The 17,355-nt window shown below is 63.0% G+C and carries 18 protein-coding genes; 14 read left to right on the top strand and 4 right to left on the bottom strand.

Annotation, left to right across the window (positions count from 1 at the left end):
• Positions 1 to 86: 86 nt before the first annotated feature.
• The 4 genes from FJV77_RS29370 to FJV77_RS29385 are packed head-to-tail and all read right to left on the bottom strand — an operon-like array spanning position 87 to position 3,870.
• Positions 87 to 1,127: a DUF3445 domain-containing protein gene (locus tag FJV77_RS29370; protein ID WP_142869878.1), complete on the bottom strand. Its 1,041-nt coding sequence runs from the start codon at positions 1,125 to 1,127 to the stop codon at positions 87 to 89.
• A 9-nt stretch (positions 1,128 to 1,136) separates the two neighbouring features.
• Positions 1,137 to 2,102 carry a PDR/VanB family oxidoreductase gene (locus FJV77_RS29375; RefSeq protein WP_142869879.1) on the bottom strand — a complete coding sequence of 322 codons (966 nt, stop codon included), beginning with the start codon at positions 2,100 to 2,102 and terminating at the stop codon, positions 1,137 to 1,139.
• Positions 2,099 to 2,695: a dimethylamine monooxygenase subunit DmmA family protein gene (locus FJV77_RS29380; RefSeq protein ID WP_142869880.1), complete on the bottom strand. Its 597-nt coding sequence runs from the start codon at positions 2,693 to 2,695 to the stop codon at positions 2,099 to 2,101. The genes FJV77_RS29375 and FJV77_RS29380 overlap by 4 nt, the downstream gene beginning before the upstream one ends.
• A gap of 41 nt (positions 2,696 to 2,736) precedes the next feature.
• On the bottom strand, positions 2,737 to 3,870 hold the full coding sequence (locus FJV77_RS29385) for an aminomethyltransferase family protein (RefSeq protein ID WP_142869881.1): 1,134 nt from the start codon (positions 3,868 to 3,870) through the stop codon (positions 2,737 to 2,739).
• A gap of 286 nt (positions 3,871 to 4,156) precedes the next feature.
• Here FJV77_RS29385 and FJV77_RS29390 point away from each other — a divergent pair, with 286 nt between their 5' ends.
• The 14 genes from FJV77_RS29390 (at position 4,157) to FJV77_RS29455 (ending at position 17,122) form a co-directional block, all read left to right on the top strand.
• Positions 4,157 to 4,444: a hypothetical protein gene (locus FJV77_RS29390; RefSeq protein WP_142869882.1), complete on the top strand. Its 288-nt coding sequence runs from the start codon at positions 4,157 to 4,159 to the stop codon at positions 4,442 to 4,444.
• 20 nt (positions 4,445 to 4,464) lie between these two features.
• Positions 4,465 to 4,842, top strand: coding sequence for a hypothetical protein (locus FJV77_RS29395; protein WP_023668545.1), 378 nt, complete (start codon positions 4,465 to 4,467; stop codon positions 4,840 to 4,842).
• 24 nt (positions 4,843 to 4,866) lie between these two features.
• Positions 4,867 to 5,028 (top strand): hypothetical protein, encoded by a 162-nt coding sequence (locus FJV77_RS29400; RefSeq protein WP_142869883.1) that lies wholly within the window; start codon positions 4,867 to 4,869, stop codon positions 5,026 to 5,028.
• 9 nt (positions 5,029 to 5,037) lie between these two features.
• The gene (locus FJV77_RS29405; protein WP_142869884.1) at positions 5,038 to 6,441 is read left to right on the top strand and encodes an amino acid permease; all 1,404 of its coding nucleotides are present in this window, start codon (positions 5,038 to 5,040) and stop codon (positions 6,439 to 6,441) included.
• 51 nt (positions 6,442 to 6,492) lie between these two features.
• Complete coding sequence (locus tag FJV77_RS29410) at positions 6,493 to 7,182, top strand: hypothetical protein (protein WP_185970469.1); 690 nt, start codon at positions 6,493 to 6,495, stop codon at positions 7,180 to 7,182.
• Entirely contained in the window at positions 7,179 to 7,496 is a 318-nt protein-coding gene (locus FJV77_RS29415; protein ID WP_142869885.1) for a hypothetical protein, read from the top strand. Before FJV77_RS29410 ends, FJV77_RS29415 begins: the two co-directional genes overlap by 4 nt.
• 84 nt (positions 7,497 to 7,580) lie before the next feature.
• Positions 7,581 to 8,477, top strand: a complete 897-nt coding sequence (locus FJV77_RS29420; protein WP_142869886.1) for a glutamine amidotransferase family protein — start codon at positions 7,581 to 7,583, stop codon at positions 8,475 to 8,477.
• Positions 8,478 to 8,481: 4 nt separating this feature from the next.
• Positions 8,482 to 9,210, top strand: coding sequence for a GXGXG domain-containing protein (locus FJV77_RS29425; RefSeq protein ID WP_142869887.1), 729 nt, complete (start codon positions 8,482 to 8,484; stop codon positions 9,208 to 9,210).
• A gap of 6 nt (positions 9,211 to 9,216) precedes the next feature.
• Entirely contained in the window at positions 9,217 to 10,545 is a 1,329-nt protein-coding gene (locus FJV77_RS29430) for an FMN-binding glutamate synthase family protein (protein ID WP_023729272.1), read from the top strand.
• A 33-nt stretch (positions 10,546 to 10,578) separates the two neighbouring features.
• Positions 10,579 to 11,886, top strand: a complete 1,308-nt coding sequence (gene glnT, locus FJV77_RS29435) for a type III glutamate--ammonia ligase (protein ID WP_142869888.1) — start codon at positions 10,579 to 10,581, stop codon at positions 11,884 to 11,886.
• A 36-nt stretch (positions 11,887 to 11,922) separates the two neighbouring features.
• Positions 11,923 to 13,176, top strand: a complete 1,254-nt coding sequence (locus tag FJV77_RS29440) for a sarcosine oxidase subunit beta family protein (RefSeq protein WP_142869889.1) — start codon at positions 11,923 to 11,925, stop codon at positions 13,174 to 13,176.
• Between the two features lie 73 nt (positions 13,177 to 13,249).
• Complete coding sequence (locus FJV77_RS29445) at positions 13,250 to 13,525, top strand: sarcosine oxidase subunit delta family protein (protein WP_142869890.1); 276 nt, start codon at positions 13,250 to 13,252, stop codon at positions 13,523 to 13,525.
• On the top strand, positions 13,525 to 16,506 hold the full coding sequence (locus FJV77_RS29450; protein WP_142869891.1) for a sarcosine oxidase subunit alpha: 2,982 nt from the start codon (positions 13,525 to 13,527) through the stop codon (positions 16,504 to 16,506). Before FJV77_RS29445 ends, FJV77_RS29450 begins: the two co-directional genes overlap by 1 nt.
• Positions 16,499 to 17,122, top strand: coding sequence for a sarcosine oxidase subunit gamma family protein (locus FJV77_RS29455; RefSeq protein ID WP_142869892.1), 624 nt, complete (start codon positions 16,499 to 16,501; stop codon positions 17,120 to 17,122). Before FJV77_RS29450 ends, FJV77_RS29455 begins: the two co-directional genes overlap by 8 nt.
• The last annotated feature ends 233 nt before the right edge of the window (positions 17,123 to 17,355 follow it).

Consider the following 17,355-nt stretch of genomic DNA (forward strand, 5'->3'; position numbering starts at 1 on the left):
TCAGGTGACGTGAACAATCACCAGCCTGCCATGACCGCCCTCTCTCAGCGAATTTGCAGAACTCTCAGTACACTACCAGGCAGCTTCTAATCCGGCCCGAACCCCGAACTCGTCACGCTGCCATCATCGAGCTTGGACAACCACTCGACCAGCGTCGGCCGATACCGCGTCAGACCTTTGTAAGTCGCCAACTCCTCCGGCAGATCGCGGATCACGCGATGCAAACGCCTTGCCCATTTCGGCTGCGTCACCAACTCGTCCATCTTGATGAGATAACAGCGAATCGGGAAGACGATGCCGTTCGAGCGCGGCAGGCGCCAGAAGCTCTGCAGTTCGACGCGCAGATGCACCTTGTCGCCGACATTCTCCGGCGTCACGGTGGCGCGGTCCGGTCCCCATTTGTGATAATTTTCGGGGCTGGTGTCGAGGCGTGGATTGATGGTCATCGTCCAGTTCAGGCGCCGTGCCGGCTTGCCTTGCTGGATGTTGGTGAGGAACTTCAGCGCCCGGACGAAAATGCCCTTCTCATGCGCCAGCGGCACCGGCGCGTGCCACTCGAAGAAGTTCATGCCGATGTCGAAATCGAGCGACCAGTCGGCCTGGGTGGTGACCATGCCGGCATCCATCCACAGATTGCCGTCGCGCTGGTCGAGGATGCAGAAATCTCCCTGGCTCTGGCGGGTAATGTACTCCATCGGCCCATAGGGCAGCGTCGAGGTGTCGCCGAAGGTGAAGGTGTCGTCGATGCCGAGCGGCCGGTTGATCCAGCGCCAGCGGTCGCCGTCACGCTCAAGCGTGAAATGCTCGGGATAGCCGAGCGCCTGCTGCTCCATCAAAAGCTCGAGCAAATCCCAGCCGGCCAGCGTCATGTGCGGCAGCGATTGGCAGCGCAGCGGATCCTCCGCCAGCACCAGCGCGCGGTCCTGCATCTCGGCGACATAGTGCTCGTCGACGTCGATCAGGTTTTCCAGCACTGAGCCCTTCGGGCCAACGACATGCGGCTCGATGTTCACCGCATACATGTAGCTGTCCTCATGGAACGGGAACGGGAAGCGCCTGATGTGCTCAGGGCTGTTCTTGAAGGTGAAATCGTCGCGGAACGTTTCCTTGCGAAAGGTGATGCCCATGATTTCCTCCTACCGCTCCAAGACCAGCGACTTGCCTTCGAAGCGCGACACGCACGGCATGATCTTGCAGCCGGAACGGTGGTCTTCCTCGCTCAGCCAGTGGTCGTTGTGGATGAACTCGCCGTCATACGAAATGACGTTGGTCTCGCACTGGCCGCAGACACCGCCGCGGCAGAGATAGGGCGGATCGACGCCGGCGGCTTCGATCGCTTCGAGCAGGCTCTGCTGCTCGCCGACGCGGATCGTCTTGCCGCTGACGGCCAACGTCACGTCGAAAGGCAGGCCGGGCTGGGGCGCCGCGAAATGCTCGTAGTGCACGGTCTCCGGCGGCCAGCCCAGTTCTGCCGCGCGGGCTCGTACCCAGTTGATCATGCCGGCCGGGCCGCAGACATAGAGATGCGTTCCAAGCGGCTGGGAGGTCAACAGCCGGTCGAGCTCGATGCGCTCTTCCAGATCGTCGTGATAGAGCCTGATGCGGCGGCCATAGCGTTCCTGCAGGACGTCGGCATAGGTGCCGAGCGAAGCAGTGCGGCAGGTGTAGTGCAACTCGAAATTGCCGCCGGCTCCGGCAAGCTGCGCGGTCTGCGCCATGAACGGCGTGATGCCGATGCCGCCGGCCAGCATCAGATGTTTCTTCGCCCTGAGATCAAGCGAGAACAGGTTTACGGGATAGCTGACCACCATCTCCAGGCCCGGCTTGACCGACCGGTGCATGAACAGCGAGCCGCCGCGGCCGACATCGTCGCGGCGCACCGAGATGGTGTATTCACGGGTGTCGAGCGGCGAGCCCATCAGCGAATAGGGGTTGAGCCTTGTGAGGTCGCCATCGCGCATCTCGACCACGACATGGGCGCCGCCGGAAAAGGTCGGCAGCAGCTCGCCGTCGCGGCGGCGGAAATGAAAGCGGGTGACGAGGTCGTTGACCGGGACGACATCGCTGACAACGACATCGAGCTTGGTGGTGCCGGTGCTCATGGGAAGGCCTCCTCGACAGGAGGAATTTCACTGCGGTCTTCCGCATTGATGCAGACGCCCTGGAAGGCCGCGAGCCGCCTGGAATAATGATCGCGCACCAGAAGCAGCAGGCCGCAATGCGCACAGGTGGCCGGCTGCGTCGTCACATTCTCGGTGATGCCCTTGCAGTGCACACACTGCATGCGCCGCGCCAGCGAGCCGCGATGCTCGGTCTGCATCGACGTGTGGTCAATGCCGGCTTCGAGCGCCACCTGCATCGCCTGGCCAATGAGCCCTTCGGTGCCTGCGAGATAGAGGCGCAGGCCCATATGGGCGTTGGTCAGCGTCTGCTTCAGCCGCGGCAAGAGGCTGGCGAAGGACGGCGCGACGTGAAATTGCGCCGGCTTCAATGCTTCGAGGACGGCGACATGTTTGCCGTCAGTGCCGGGAATGAAGACGATCTCTGCGCCGTCGAAGAAGCCGGGCGGCGCCGTCTTTGCCATATCAACGATCGCCAGCGCGCCTTCCGCATCCGCCAGAAAAAGATGATGCTTGCCGGGCTGCGGAGACAGGGTTCCGTAAATGGGCCGGCTGATGATCGTCTTGGCTGCCATTCTCTCTTTGTGCCCTAAAATCCCTCGCTGTCGATTATGCCTCAGCCTTTTGCCGTGCGCTTGGTCTTCTTGGGATCGTCGAAGGGCAGCGGCTGCGCCGTCGCCTTGATCGATCCGCTCTTGTTGCGGATCTCGAGCTTGGTGTCCTTGACCGCGCAGTCGACGTCGAGGCGAGCGATGCCCATCGATTTCTTGACCAGCGGCGAATACATGGCGCAGGTCACCACGCCGACCTTTTTGCCGTCGCGATAGACCGGCGCGCCCTCGTCGGCCGGCTCCTTGCCGTCGAGCAGAACGCCATAGATCTTGAAGCGTTCCTTGCCTTTCAGCCGATAATGCTCCTCCGCACCGCGGAAGCCGGTTTTCCCTGGACTGACGGTGAAGTCGAGGCCGAGTTCCCACAGCGTGTCGCCGGGGCCTTCATTCTCGAACGGATACTTTTGCGAATTATCGTAGGGATAGAACAAAAGGTAGCTTTCGACGCGCAACATATCCAGCGTGGTGAAGCGGCAGGGAATGATGCCGGCGCTCTTGCCCTCGTCGAGAATCCTGTCCCAGATCGGGCCGGCATCCTGGCCGCGGCAGAAGATTTCGTAGCCGCGCTCGCCGGTGTAGCCGGTGCGCGAGATCATGACGGGAAAACCGAACAGCTGCGTCTGCATGTGATGGAAGTAGTTGAGATCGCGGATGCCCGGCACATGCTTGGAGAGATAGTCGACAGCGGTCGGCCCCTGCAGCGACAGGTCGTGCAGATTGTCATCGAAGCGCAGCGAGACGTCGCGGCCGACGGAAGCGCGCTGCAGTTCCTCATGGCCGGTGCCGGAGCCATGCACCACCATCCAGCTGTTCGGGCCGGTGCGGTAGAGGATGCAGTCGTCGGTGAATTTTCCCGCTTCGTTCAGCATGCAGGCATAGGCCGACTTGCCGGGATAGATCCTTTCGACGTCGCGCGTCGTGGCGAGATCGATGAGATGCGACGCGTGCGGCCCGGTGATGTGAACCTTCTTCAGGCCCGACACATCCATCAGCCCGGCTTTGGTGCGGATGGCGGTGTATTCCTCGTCGGCATCCTTGTCATAGGTCCAGGCGGTGCCCATGCCGCTCCAGTCTTCGAGCTTCGAGCCGAGTGCGCGATGGCGATCCGCCAGGGTCGAAAATCTCCAGGATGCCGTCATCCGCTAATCCTCCGTTCGAAAATTCAATTGTGTTCCCTGCCCCTCGCGCTGCGGCGGGAGCTTTGAGCGAATATTGATCGCAAACGTTCGGGCGCCGCAATACCCGTAAGCAAATAATTTCATTGTCAGGCAAAATTTGCCACGCCAAATGACCGGTTAACCAAACGTAAATTCGTCTTGACAATTCCGCAAATAGGCCTGAATTTATGAAAAAAATTTCACTCTCTTGAAAGAGGGCAGCGATCGGCCGATCTCGGAAGCCGGCGTTGGAAAAAGGGGAAAACCGATGTCAGACCTGCAGCAGCGCATCGAAGCGCTGTACCGTTCCGACGTGCGCGGATCCGCGCTCCTGATCGTCTGCCTGTGGGCGACGATCCTCTTCGTCCTCATCATGACATGGCCCTACATCCCGGACACCGGGATCAAGATCGTCGTCGCCATCGCGGCCGCCGCCGTGCTGATCTTCAACACGGCCGCCATCCTGGCGATGGTCAATCACTACAAGGAAGACAAGGACTTCATCTACGGTCTCGACATCAAGAATGCCGACGCGGCCCGCAACCGCAAATCCTGAAATCCTGAGGGGTAGAAGACATGTCGCGCTACACGCCGCCGGAACAAGGCAAGGCCGGGCAGATTTTCGATATCGTCGTTGTCGTCGTCGCCATTTTCGTGGCGCTGTGGCTGCCGCTGAAACTGGGCCTCGCCGGTGCTGCAAAATCCATCGACGCGCTCGACGCCAAGACCTGGGAGGCGCTCGGGCAGAACCCGACCATGGCCTCGATCTGGGAAAAGCTTGGCTACACGCCCGAGACCGCGCACGACATCATCCAGAACCGCTTCCACTACATCATTGACTGGCCGACGCTGATCATCATGGCGGCGGTGCTGATCGGCTATTTCGTCTTCCTGTTCCGCGCCTCCGACCGCGAATATCGCGACGTCATCAACGAAAAATTCGACGACAAGTAACGCCAGAGATTTTGGGGACGCACCATGTGGATGGCTCTGTCTTATGCATGCTGGGGTATCTCGGTCGTGCTTGCGCTGTGGATGCTCTACGACTGGTTCAAGATCGACACGACCTACTCCGAGGAGATGCTGACCTCCTCGCGCGAAGGCGAGCTTGAAGCCGTTTCCGAAAAGCACCGGGTCTAGGGCAAAACAATGGCGGTCGCGGCTGAAACGATAATTACGGCAATCCACGGCGACAGGGTTTCGCTGCTCAGGGTGCTCGGCCCGGCCCATGTCTGGGCGCTCGGCGTCGGCATCGTGCTGGTCGGCGAATTCACCGGCTGGAATTTCTCGGCCGACAAGGGCGGCGCGCTGGCAGCACTCATCGTCTGCTGGGTGGTCGGGCTGCTCTACACCTCGGTCGCTATGATCGATTCCGAAGTGACATCGACGGTGGCTGCCGCCGGCGGCCAGTACGCGCAGGCCAAGCACATTGTCGGTCCGCTGATGGCCTTCAACGTCGCGCTGTTCCTGGTCTTTGCCTACACGATGCTTGAGGTCTCGGACGCCATCCTGCTCGGCGATACCATCGTCGCCAAGGCCGGCGTCGAGGGGCTCACCCACAATTCCTTCATTGCCGCCACCATCGTCGTGTTGGCGTGGCTGAACTATCGCGGCGTCTTGATGACGCTCAACGTCAACTTCGTCATCACCGCGATCGCCTATGTCTCGATCGTCATCCTGTTCTTCTCGGTCAGCCCGTGGACGCAAGGCGCGGTGCTCAAGCTCAACGAGCTGGTCACCCCAGGCAATGCGCTGCCCTATGGCTGGATCGGCGTCATCGCCGCCTTCCAGTTCGGCATCTGGTATTATCTCGGCATCGAAGGCACCACGCAGGCAGCCGAAGAAGTCCGCTCGCCGGCTCGCTCCCTGCCCTATGGCACCATGGCCGGCATGATCACGCTTCTGATCGCCGCCGCCATGACCTGGTATGTCTGCGCCTCGCTGATGCCCTGGGAATATCTCGGCATCACCTATTATCCGCTGTGGGATGCCGGCAAGCTGACCGGGAGCCCGCTGCTCGAAAACCTGCTTTTCATCGCCACGCTGCTGGCCGCGCTCGCCTCGGCCAATGGCTGCATCAACGACGCGGCCCGCGCCTGGTTCTCGCTCGGACGCGACCGCTATCTGCCGACCTGGTTCTCGGCGGTGCATCCGAAATACCGCACGCCTTACCGCTCGATCCTGTTCCTGCTGCCTATCGCCCTCGCCTTTGCCTTCATCGCCGACCTCAACCAGGCGATCACCTTCTCGATCCTGTCGGGCGTGCTGCAATACACCTTCATGAGCATCAACATCATGATGTTCCGGAAGAAGTGGCCTCTGGGCACCATCCGCCGCGGCTACACACACCCATTCCACCCGTTGCCCGCGATCGTGCTGTTTTGCCTGTGTGTGGTGACCTTCTTTGCGATCTTCCTCGGCTTCGGCTCGCAGCTGATCGCGATGACCATCTTCTATTTCCTGATCTCGCTGTGGTTCCACTTCTACCGCTACCGCTATGTGCGCCGCGGCGACCAGTTCACCATGCCGTGGCCGAAGCCGCAGGGTTATTGATCGAGACTGGAAAGAGGCTCGCCCCAAGCAGGGCGAGCCCTGCATGATGGGATGTCTGAAGTGATGTCAGCATGGTTCGCCGGGGCGCTCGCCCTGGCCCTCGTTGTTCACATCGCCTGGCTTGCGCGTGCCAGCCGCAACAGGGCCACAGCCGCCCATGCCGCCGAAGAGGCCAGCATCCGCATTCTCATTCCGGATGCCGCCGGCGTTTCGGATGGTACAGTGGGAGTGGTCACCTGGGTGGGTTCGTGGAACGAAAGGCGCGTGCAAGTGCGCACCATCGTCGACACGCTGGCGACGCGAAAGCTGCCGGCGCGTTGGCTCAGCGTCTCGATCACCGAATCGGTCGCGGTGCCGGCAGCTTTCGACATGATGATGCGGCCGGGCTCGCCGACGACCTTTTCCAAATTCGACCACCTCCAGCACACGCTGCCGAAGGCGCCGGGATTTCCAATTGAAGCTGTGCTGCGAACTGACCTCAGGGCGGCGCGCTTTCCGCAAAACCTGATCGCCGGCCATCTGGAGATCTTTGCCGAAGGTCACGCCAAGGAATTGTTGATTACGCCGAATGGTGTGCGCATCGTCTGGCTGCTGGCCGAGGCCGAACGCGCGCGTTACGGCGTGTTCCGGCAGGCTGCGTTCGGCGGCACAAGGCTCGATCCGGCGCTGGTCGAGAGGCTGCTTACCTCGGCATCGGCGCTGCGCGATGCCATCAACCGACAGGAAAGGCAGGTGGCATGAGCGCACCCGCACCGACAAATCCGTATCTCGTGCTTGGCGCCGCGATCGTCTTGCCAGCAAGCGGCCATGTCATTCTGGGCGTGCCGGTGCGCGGCCTGCAGTTCCTGTTCTTCATGGTCATCCTCGCCTGGGTGACGGCGAAGATCGCGCCGGCCGACGCCAGTTTCGTCGGCCGCCATGCCGGCGGCTTCCTGATCTATGCGCTGTCGATCCTCGACGCCTACAGAACAGCCCGCATCCGCGCCGCCATATGGGCTCACAGCGCCCACGCGGCTGGAGATGGCGCACAAAGCGGCATTGAGCCGCATACGTAACTACAGGAATATTTTTTTCATATGATTGAATTCAGGCATCGCATTCGCTAATCATCTCTTAGCTGCAAACGCCGGGAGGCTGACATGTGTGGAATCGTCGGACTTTTTTTGAAGGACAAGTCGCTTGAGCCTAAGCTCGGCTCGATGCTGTCGCAGATGCTGATCTCGCTCAGCGATCGCGGTCCCGACAGTGCCGGCATCGCGATCTATGGCGCACCTTCCAAAAATGAGGCCAAGATCACCATCCAGTCGGCGAAGCCCGATCGCGATTTCCGCGGCCTCGACGCCGAGCTTGCCAAGGCCATCGGCGCGCCGGTGAGCATTGCGGTGAAATCGACGCATGCCGTTGTCAGGACCGCACCCAACAAGGTCGACGCCGCACGCGAAGCACTGCAATCGATCCGGCCCGACGTGCGCATCATGGGCGCCGGCGAAGCGGTGGAGATCTACAAGGAAGTCGGCCTGCCGGAAGCGGTCGTCGACCGTTTCGACGTCCGCTCGATGACCGGCACACACGGTATCGGCCACACCCGCATGGCGACGGAATCGGCCGTCACCACGATGGGTGCGCATCCGTTTTCGACCGGCGCCGACCAGTGCCTGGTGCACAATGGCTCGCTGTCCAACCACAACAACGTGCGGCGCGAACTGCGGCGAGAAGGCATGACCTTCGAGACCGAGAACGACACCGAGGTCGCGGCCGCCTACCTCTCCTCACAGATGGCGCATGGCAAGAATCTCGGCGAGGCGCTGGAAGGCACGCTTTCCGACCTCGATGGCTTCTTCACCTTCGTCGTCGGCACCAAGAACGGCTTTGGCGTGGTGCGCGACCCGATTGCCTGCAAGCCGGCCGTCATGGCCGAGACCGACCAGTATGTCGCCTTCGGCTCGGAATATCGCGCGCTGACCAAACTGCCCGGCATAGACAATGCGAGGGTCTGGGAACCGGAACCCGCAACCGTCTATTTCTGGGAGCATTGAGCCCATGCCGGCAACCAAACTTTCGAAGGCGGCGCAAGACCACGCCTCCAGGGTCTTCGATCTCGATGTGTCGTCGCTGCGAGAGCTGAACCAGGCGCTGCACAATCTGACGCCCGGCTCCAACGAGACGGCATGGGAAGTGCTGCACCCCAAGGGCAATCATTCGGTCGCCGTCGGCGTCGACCAGCCCGTTACAATCGATGTACGCGGCAGCGTCGGCTACTACTGCGCCGGCATGAATGATGGCGCCGCGATCACCGTGCACGGTTCGGCCGGCCCCGGCGTCGGCGAGAACATGATGTCCGGCTCGATCGTCATCAAGGGCGACGCCAGCCAATATGCCGGCGCCACCGGCAAGGGCGGGCTGCTGGTCATCGAAGGCAATGCCTCGTCGCGTTGCGGCATCTCGATGAAAGGCATCGACATCGTCGTGCACGGCAATATCGGCCACATGTCGGCCTTCATGGCGCAGTCCGGCAATCTGGTGGTGCTGGGCGATGCCGGCGATGCGCTGGGCGATTCCATCTACGAGGCGCGGCTGTTCGTGCGCGGCAAGGTCGAGAGCCTCGGCGCGGACTGCATCGCCAAGGAAATGCGGCCCGAGCATATCGAATTGCTGCAGGGCCTGCTCGACCGCGCCGGTGTGACCGGGGTGAAGCCATCTGAATTCAAGCGCTATGGCTCGGCGCGCACGCTCTACAATTTCAATATCGACAACGCCGACGCGTATTGAGGCATCATGACCTACAAGAACCCGCCGACGACGCCGCGCAAATCCGCGACCTTCGACGACTACACGCTCTCCGAAATCCGCCGCGCGGCGGCGACCGGCATCTATGACATCCGCGGCGCCGGCGCCAAGCGCAAGCTGCCGCATTTCGACGATCTCCTGTTCCTCGGCGCCTCGATCTCACGCTATCCGCTGGAAGGCTATCGCGAGCGCTGCGACACCTCAGTGGTGCTGGGCTCACGCTATGCCAAGAAGCCGATCGAACTGAAAATCCCGATCACCGTCGCCGGCATGAGCTTCGGCTCGCTGTCCGGCCCCGCCAAGGAAGCCCTGGGACGCGGCGCGACGCTATCAGGCACCTCGACCACCACCGGCGACGGCGGCATGACCGAGGAAGAGCGCGGACATTCCAAGCAACTGGTCTATCAATACCTGCCGTCGCGCTACGGCATGAACCCCAGGGATTTGCGCCGCGCCGACGCCATCGAAGTGGTCGTCGGCCAAGGCGCCAAGCCGGGCGGCGGCGGCATGCTCCTCGGCCAGAAAATTTCCGACCGCGTCGCCGAAATGCGCACGCTGCCGAAAGGCATCGACCAGCGTTCGGCCTCGCGCCATCCCGATTGGACCGGGCCGGACGATCTCGAGATCAAGATCCTCGAACTGCGCGAAATCACCGACTGGGAAAAGCCGATCTACGTCAAGGTCGGCGGCGCTCGCCCCTATTACGACACAGCCCTTGCGGTGAAAGCCGGCGCCGATGTCGTCGTCGTCGATGGCATGCAGGGCGGCACCGCCGCGACGCAGGAAGTGTTCATCGAAAATGTCGGCCAACCGACGCTTGCCTGCATCAGGCCGGCGGTGCAGGCGCTGCAGGATCTCGGCATGCACCGCAAGGTGCAGCTGATCGTGTCGGGCGGCATACGCAACGGCGCCGATGTCGCCAAGGCGCTGGCGCTCGGCGTCGACGCGGTGTCGATCGGCACGGCGGCGCTTGTCGCGCTCGGCGACAACGACCCGCGCTGGGAGGCGGAGTACAATGCGCTCGGCACCACCGCCGGCGCCTATGACGACTGGCACGAGGGCCGCGACCCCGCAGGGATCACCACGCAGGATCCCGAACTGATGAAGCGGGTCGACCCGATCGCCGCCGGACGGCGGTTGGCGAACTATCTGAAGGTGATGACACTCGAAGCGCAGACCATTGCGCGTGCGTGCGGCAAGAACAGCCTGCACAATCTCGAGCCCGAGGATCTTGTCGCGCTCACCATCGAAGCCGCCGCCATGGCCGGTGTGCCGCTTGCCGGCACCAACTGGATACCGGGGAAGAACGGCTTCTAGAACAGCATCCAACGACATAAGCGAGGAACTATAATGGGGAACGATCTCGCCGCATTCGCCAAAGAGAACGGCGTCAAATATTTCATGATTTCCTACACCGACCTGTTCGGTGGCCAGCGCGCCAAGCTGGTGCCGGCACAGGCAATATCAGACATGCAGAAGGACGGCGCCGGCTTTGCCGGTTTCGCCACCTGGCTTGACCTGACGCCGGCGCATCCCGACATGCTGGCGGTGCCGGATCCGGATTCAGTGATCCAGCTGCCGTGGAAGCCCGATGTCGCCTGGGTCGCCGCCAACTGCATCATGGATGACAAGGAAGTCGAGCAGGCCCCGCGTAACACGCTGAGGCGGCTGGTCGCGGAAGCCGCCGTTGACGGCATGCATGTCAAGACCGGTGTCGAGCCCGAGTTCTTCCTGATCTCGCCGGACGGCAGCGTGATCTCCGACAAATACGATACGGCCTCGAAACCCTGCTACGACCAGCAGGCGGTGATGCGCCGCTACGATGTCATCGCCGAGATCTGCGACCACATGCTGGCGCTGGGCTGGAGCCCCTACCAGAACGACCACGAGGACGCCAACGGCCAGTTCGAGATGAACTGGGCCTTCGACGACGTGCTCGCGACCGCCGACAAGCATTCCTTCTTCAAATTCATGGTCAAGTCTGTCGCCGAAAAGCACGGGCTGCGCGCCACTTTCATGCCAAAACCTTTCCAGGGCCTGACCGGCAATGGCTGCCACGCCCACATCTCGGTGTGGGATAAGGCCGGGAAAACCAATGTCTTTGCCGACAATGCGATGGAGCTCGGCCTGTCGGCCAAGGGCAAGAATTTCCTCGGCGGCATCATGAAACATGCCTCCGCACTCGCCGCGATCACCAACCCGACGGTGAACTCCTACAAGCGCATCAACGCGCCGCGCACCATTTCTGGCGCCACCTGGGCGCCGAACACGGTGACCTGGACCGGCAACAACCGCACCCATATGGTGCGCGTGCCCGGCCCCGGCCGCTTCGAGCTGCGGCTGCCGGACGGCGCCGCCAACCCGTATTTGCTGCAGGCCGTCATCATCGCAGCCGGCCTTGACGGCATCCGCTCCAAGGCCGATCCCGGCAAGCGCTACGACATCGACATGTACCAGCATGGCCATACGGTGAAGGGCGCGCCGAAGCTACCGCTCAACCTGCTCGACGCGTTGCGCGAATACGACAAGGACAAATCGCTCAAGGCGGCGCTGGGTGAGGAATTCTCGTCGGCTTACCTAAAGCTGAAGCACCAGGAATGGAATTCCTATGCTTCGCACTTCACGCAATGGGAGCGCGACCACACGCTGGACATCTAATCGTCCTAGCGGTGCGAGCGACCTCGGAATGAACGTATGAAATATTCAATCTTCTCGCTCGCCCGCGCTGCCCTTTCCGGCCACAAGAACTGGCAGCGCACCTGGCGCGACGCCACGCCGAAGGACCGCTACGATGTGGTGATCATCGGCGGCGGCGGCCATGGCCTCGCCACCGCCTGGTTCCTGGCCAGCGAATTCGGCATCAAAAATGTCGCCGTGCTGGAAAAAGGCTGGATCGGTTCCGGCAATGCGGGCCGCAACACCACCATCATCCGCTCCAACTACGGTCTGCCCGGCAATACCGGCTTCTACGAATTGTCGATGAAGCTGTGGGAGCGGATGGAGCAAGACCTCAACTACAATGCCATGGTCAGCCAGCGCGGCATCGTCAATCTCTACCACTCCGACGCGCAGCGCGACGCGTATGCCCGGCGCGGCAACACCATGCGCATCAACGGCATCGACGCCGAACTGCTCGACCAGACGGCGCTGCGAAAAACGATGCCGTTCCTGAACTTCGACAATGCACGCTTTCCCGTGCAAGGCGGGCTGTTGCAACGGCGGGCCGGCACGGCGCGGCATGACGCGGTGGTGTGGGGCTATGCCCATGCGGCGAGCGAACTCGGCGTCGACATCATCCAGAATTGCGAGGTCACCGGTTTTGTCCGGGACGGCAACGGCAAGGTCACCGGCGTCGAGACGTCGCGCGGCAAGATCGGCGCCGGCAAGGTCGGCATGGCTGTTGCCGGTTCCTCCTCGCGCGTCGCGGCGATGGCGGGCCTGCGCCTGCCTATCGAAAGCCATGTGCTGCAAGCCTTCGTCTCGGAAGCGATCAAGCCACTCATTCCCGGCGTCATGACCTTCGGCGCCGGACATTTCTATGTCAGCCAGTCGGACAAGGGCGGCCTCGTCTTCGGCGGCGACATCGATGGCTACAATTCCTACGCCCAGCGCGGCAACATGCCGGTGATGGAAGACGTCTGCGAAGGCGGCATGGCGCTGATCCCGATGATCGGCCGCGTGCGGCTTTTGCGTCAGTGGGGCGGCATCATGGACATGTCGATGGACGGCTCGCCGATCATCGACAAGACGCCGGTCGACGGGCTCTATCTCAATGCCGGCTGGTGCTATGGCGGCTTCAAGGCGACGCCGGGCTCCGGCTTCGTCTTTGCCCATCTGTTGGCGCGCGACGAGTCGCACAAGGAGGCGGCGCTGTTTCGCCTCGACCGCTTCCAGCGCGGCGCCATGATCGACGAAAAGGGCCAGGGCGCCCAACCGAACCTGCATTAGAGATAGAGCATGATGTTATCCGAAAACCGCTCCACACTTTTTGGCATCATGCTCTGAGGACGGCCACAAACCGATGCGTATTACCTGTCCTTTCTGCGGCGAACGTGAACTCGGCGAGTTCACCTATCTCGGCGACGCCAAGCCGCAACGCCCCGTCGCGGATGCCGGCGAAGAGGCCGTCTACGACTATGTCTATCTGCGCGACAACGTCGCCGGCGTGATGGCCGAGAACTGGTATCACGGCGGCGGCTGCCGGGCCTGGCTGAAGGTCACCCGCAACACGCTGACGCACGAGATTTCTTCCGTTGAGCCAGCGGCGGGCGCCGGTGCTGCGAAGGTTGGCGCGTAATGGCTACCAACCAGACAAACCGACTCTCATCCGGCGGTGTCATCGACCGGTCCACGCCGCTCAACTTCCGCTTCGACGGCAAGAGCTTTTCCGGCTTCCAGGGCGACACGCTGGCGTCGGCGCTGGTCGCCAATGGCGTCAAGCTGGTCGGCCGCTCGTTCAAATACCATCGCCCGCGCGGCATTCTGACCGCCGGTTCGGAGGAGCCGAACGCGCTGGTGGAGTTGCGCACCGGCGCACGGCGCGAGGCTAACACCAAGGCGACGACCGCCGAGCTCTATGATGGGCTCGAAGCGGCCAGCCAGAACCGCTGGCCGTCGCTGCGCCACGACTTCATGTCGGTGAACCAGTTGTTCGCGCCGATCTTCGTCGCCGGCTTCTACTACAAGACCTTCATGTGGCCGGCGAAATTCTGGGAGATGATCTACGAGCCGGCGATCCGCCGTGCCGCGGGTCTCGGCCGCGCGGCGGTCGCCCCCGATCCCGACCACTACGACAAGGCCTGGGCGCATTGCGATGTGGTGATCGCCGGCTCCGGCCCGGCGGGGTTGGCGGCCGCACTTGCAGCCGGCCGCAGCGGCGCCCGCGTCATCCTGTGCGAAGAGGATTTTGTCCCCGGCGGCTGCCTGCTGTCGGATGACGGCACGATCGACGGGCTGCCGGCGGCGGAATGGCTGGCGCGCACATTGGCCGAGCTCAGCTCGATGCCGGATGTCCGCATCATGACGCGCACGACCTTGTTCGGCGTCTATGATGGCGGCACCTATGGCGCGATCGAACGCGTCAACGATCACCTGCCGACACCGCCAGAACACCAGGTGCGCCAGCGGCTGTGGCGGATCGTGGCCAAGCGCTGCGTCGTCGCAGCCGGCGCGATCGAACGGCCGATCGTCTTTGCCGGCAACGACACGCCCGGCGTGATGATGGCCTCGGCGATGCGGACCTATGTCTCGCGCTATGCCGCCACGCCGGCAAAACGGATCGCGCTGTTCACCAACAATGAGGATGGCTGGCGCACGGTCGAGACCGCGCTCGCAGCCGGATTGCAGATCGCAGCCGTGATCGACGCACGGCCGGATGTATCGCCGGCACATCGCTCGCTCGCCTCCAAGAACGGCTTCGCCGTGCTGCATGGCTCCGTCAGCGGCGTCGACGGCGGCAAGGACGGCGTGCGCAAGATTTCGGTGTCGCTGACCGGCGGTGCACGCGCCGAAGTCGAAGCCGACGGGCTCGCCGTTTCCGGCGGCTGGAACCCGGCGGTCGGGCTCACCTCCTATCATCGCGGCCGGCCGAAATGGCGCGACGAAATCTCAGCCTTCGTACCCGATGGCGCGCCTCCCGGCATGGTGGCGGCAGGGGCTGCCAATGGCGATTTCGGTCTTGGCGCCTGCCTCAGCCAAGGCTTTGCCGCTGGCGCTGCAGCGGCGCGTGACGCGGGACGCAATGGCAATGCGGGCACGGCACCGGTCGCCGACGACGAGACGTTTTCGCTGACGCCGCTCTGGCATGTTGCCGGCAAGGGCAAGGCCTTCGTCGACCAGCAGCATGACGTCACGGCGTCCGACATCGAACTGGCGCAGCGCGAGGGCTTTGAATCGGTCGAGCATCTGAAGCGCTACACCACGCTCGGCATGGCGACCGACCAGGGCAAGACCTCCAATGTCGGCGGCCTCGCAATCATGGCGGCGGTGACCGGAAAATCCATTCCCGAGACTGGTACGACCATCTACCGGCCGCCCTACGTGCCCGTCGCCATCGGCGCCTTCGCCGGCCATCACCGCGACGAGACGTTTCATGCCACGCGGCTGACCCCGTCGCATCACTGGGCCGCCGAGCAAGGTGCCATCTTCGTCGACACCGGCCTGTGGAAGCGCGCGCAATGGTTTCCGCGCGCCGGCGAGAAGGACTGGCTGGAATCCGTGACGCGCGAGGTCAAGGCTGTGCGCGGCGGTGTCGGCTTCTGCGACGTCTCGACGCTCGGCAAGATCGACGTGCATGGCCCGGATGCCGGCGCCTTTCTCGACCGCGTCTACATCAACACCTTTTCCAACCTCGCCGTCGGCAAGGCGCGCTACGGGCTGATGCTGCGCGAGGATGGCCTGGTCTATGATGACGGCACGACCTCGCGTCTCGCAGAAGATCACTATTTCCTCACCACCACCACGGCGAAAGCCGGGCTGGTAATGCAGCACCTCGAATTCTGCCGGCAGGTGCTGTTTCCCGAACTCGACGTGCAGCTGACCTCGGTCTCCGACCAGTGGGCACAATTCTCCATCGCGGGGCCGAAGACACGCGATCTGCTGAAGGAGATCGTCGACCCTGTCGAAGACCTCTCCAACGAAGGTTTCCCGTTCATGGGCGCGCGCGAAGTCGCGCTGCGTGGCGGCATCACGGCGCGGCTGTTCCGCATTTCCTTCTCCGGCGAAATGGCGTTCGAGATTTCAGTTCCGGCGCGCTACGGCGAGGCGATGGCGCGCAATCTGATGCAGGCCGGTAAGCAATTCGGTGTCACGCCTTACGGCACCGAAGCGCTCGGCGTCATGCGCATCGAAAAAGGCCACGTCGCCGGACCGGAGCTGAGCGGCACGACGACCGCCACCGATCTCGGCCTCGGCAAGATGATGTCGACCAAGAAGGATTTCATCGGCCGCGTCATGGCCGGACGCGAGGCGCTGGTGGCGCCGGACCGGCAGGTCGTCGTCGGCATCAAGCCGGTCGACAAGGCAAGGCGCCTACGCTCCGGCGCGCATATCATCCCGAAGGGACAGACACCCGGACCTGACAACGACCAGGGTTACGTCACCTCGGTCTGTTTCTCGCCAACGCTCGACCAGTGGATCGGCTTGGGCCTGGTCGAACGCGGCCGCGAGCGCATCGGCGAAATCGTCCACGCGCACGATCCACTGCGCGGCGAGGACTATGATGTCGAGCTCTGCAATCCCGTCTTCTACGATCCGGATGGAGGGCGCCAGCGTGGCTGAGTTTTCCTGGGATGTTCGCAGTCCAATCGACCGGGCGCTTGTTGCCGGCGCTTATGGTGCACGGGGCGATGCCGGCGTGTCACTGACCGAGATCCGCAACTTCGACCTCGTCCAGGTGATGGCGCGGCGCGGCAAGGCGGCTGATGTGGCCAAGGCCGCGAAGGCGCGCTTCGGTATCGCGGCTCCGGAAACGCCCAAGGCGGTCGGCACGGCCGACGCAACGCTGATCTGGTCGGGGCCCGACCAGTTCCTGGTGCTGTCCAAGGACGGCAGACACACGATGGATACCCTAGCGCCCGTCTTTGCCGGCTCGGCCTCGCTTTCCGATCAGTCGCATGCCCGGGCGCTGATCAGCATCTCCGGCGACAAGGCGCGCGCGATGCTTGCGAAGCTGTCTTCGATCGACCTGCATCCCGATGTGTTTGCTGTGGGTGCCGCGGCGGCTACGTCGATGGATCACACCAGCGTCACGCTGTGGCGCGGCCCGGATCGGGCCGACGGGCAGGCTGTGTTCAATCTTCTTGCATTTGCTACCTTCGCCGAGAGCCTGTGGCACACGGTTCTGGACTCGGCTGCGGAATATGGCGTGACGATCGGCTATTCCGAGGATCTTTAGCGGCTAACCGGCAAAAGCTCGGCGCTGCCCCTCATCTGCCTGCCGGCATCTTCTCCCCGTATAGTGACGGGGAGAAGGGGGCTGTCCGCAACGGCGGCACTCCGATCTGCATCGTTGGCGATTGGCGAAATCGACCGCGGCAGTATCCTTCGCCCCGTTTACGGGGAGAAGGTGCCCGAAGGGCGGATGAGGGGCAGCGCCGACATTCGGAGACCAGGCTGGTCAGCCACTTC

Origin of the sequence: Mesorhizobium sp. WSM4306, from assembly GCF_007003975.1 — a bacterium.
In the GTDB taxonomy this organism is placed as follows: Bacteria; Pseudomonadota; Alphaproteobacteria; order Rhizobiales; family Rhizobiaceae; genus Mesorhizobium.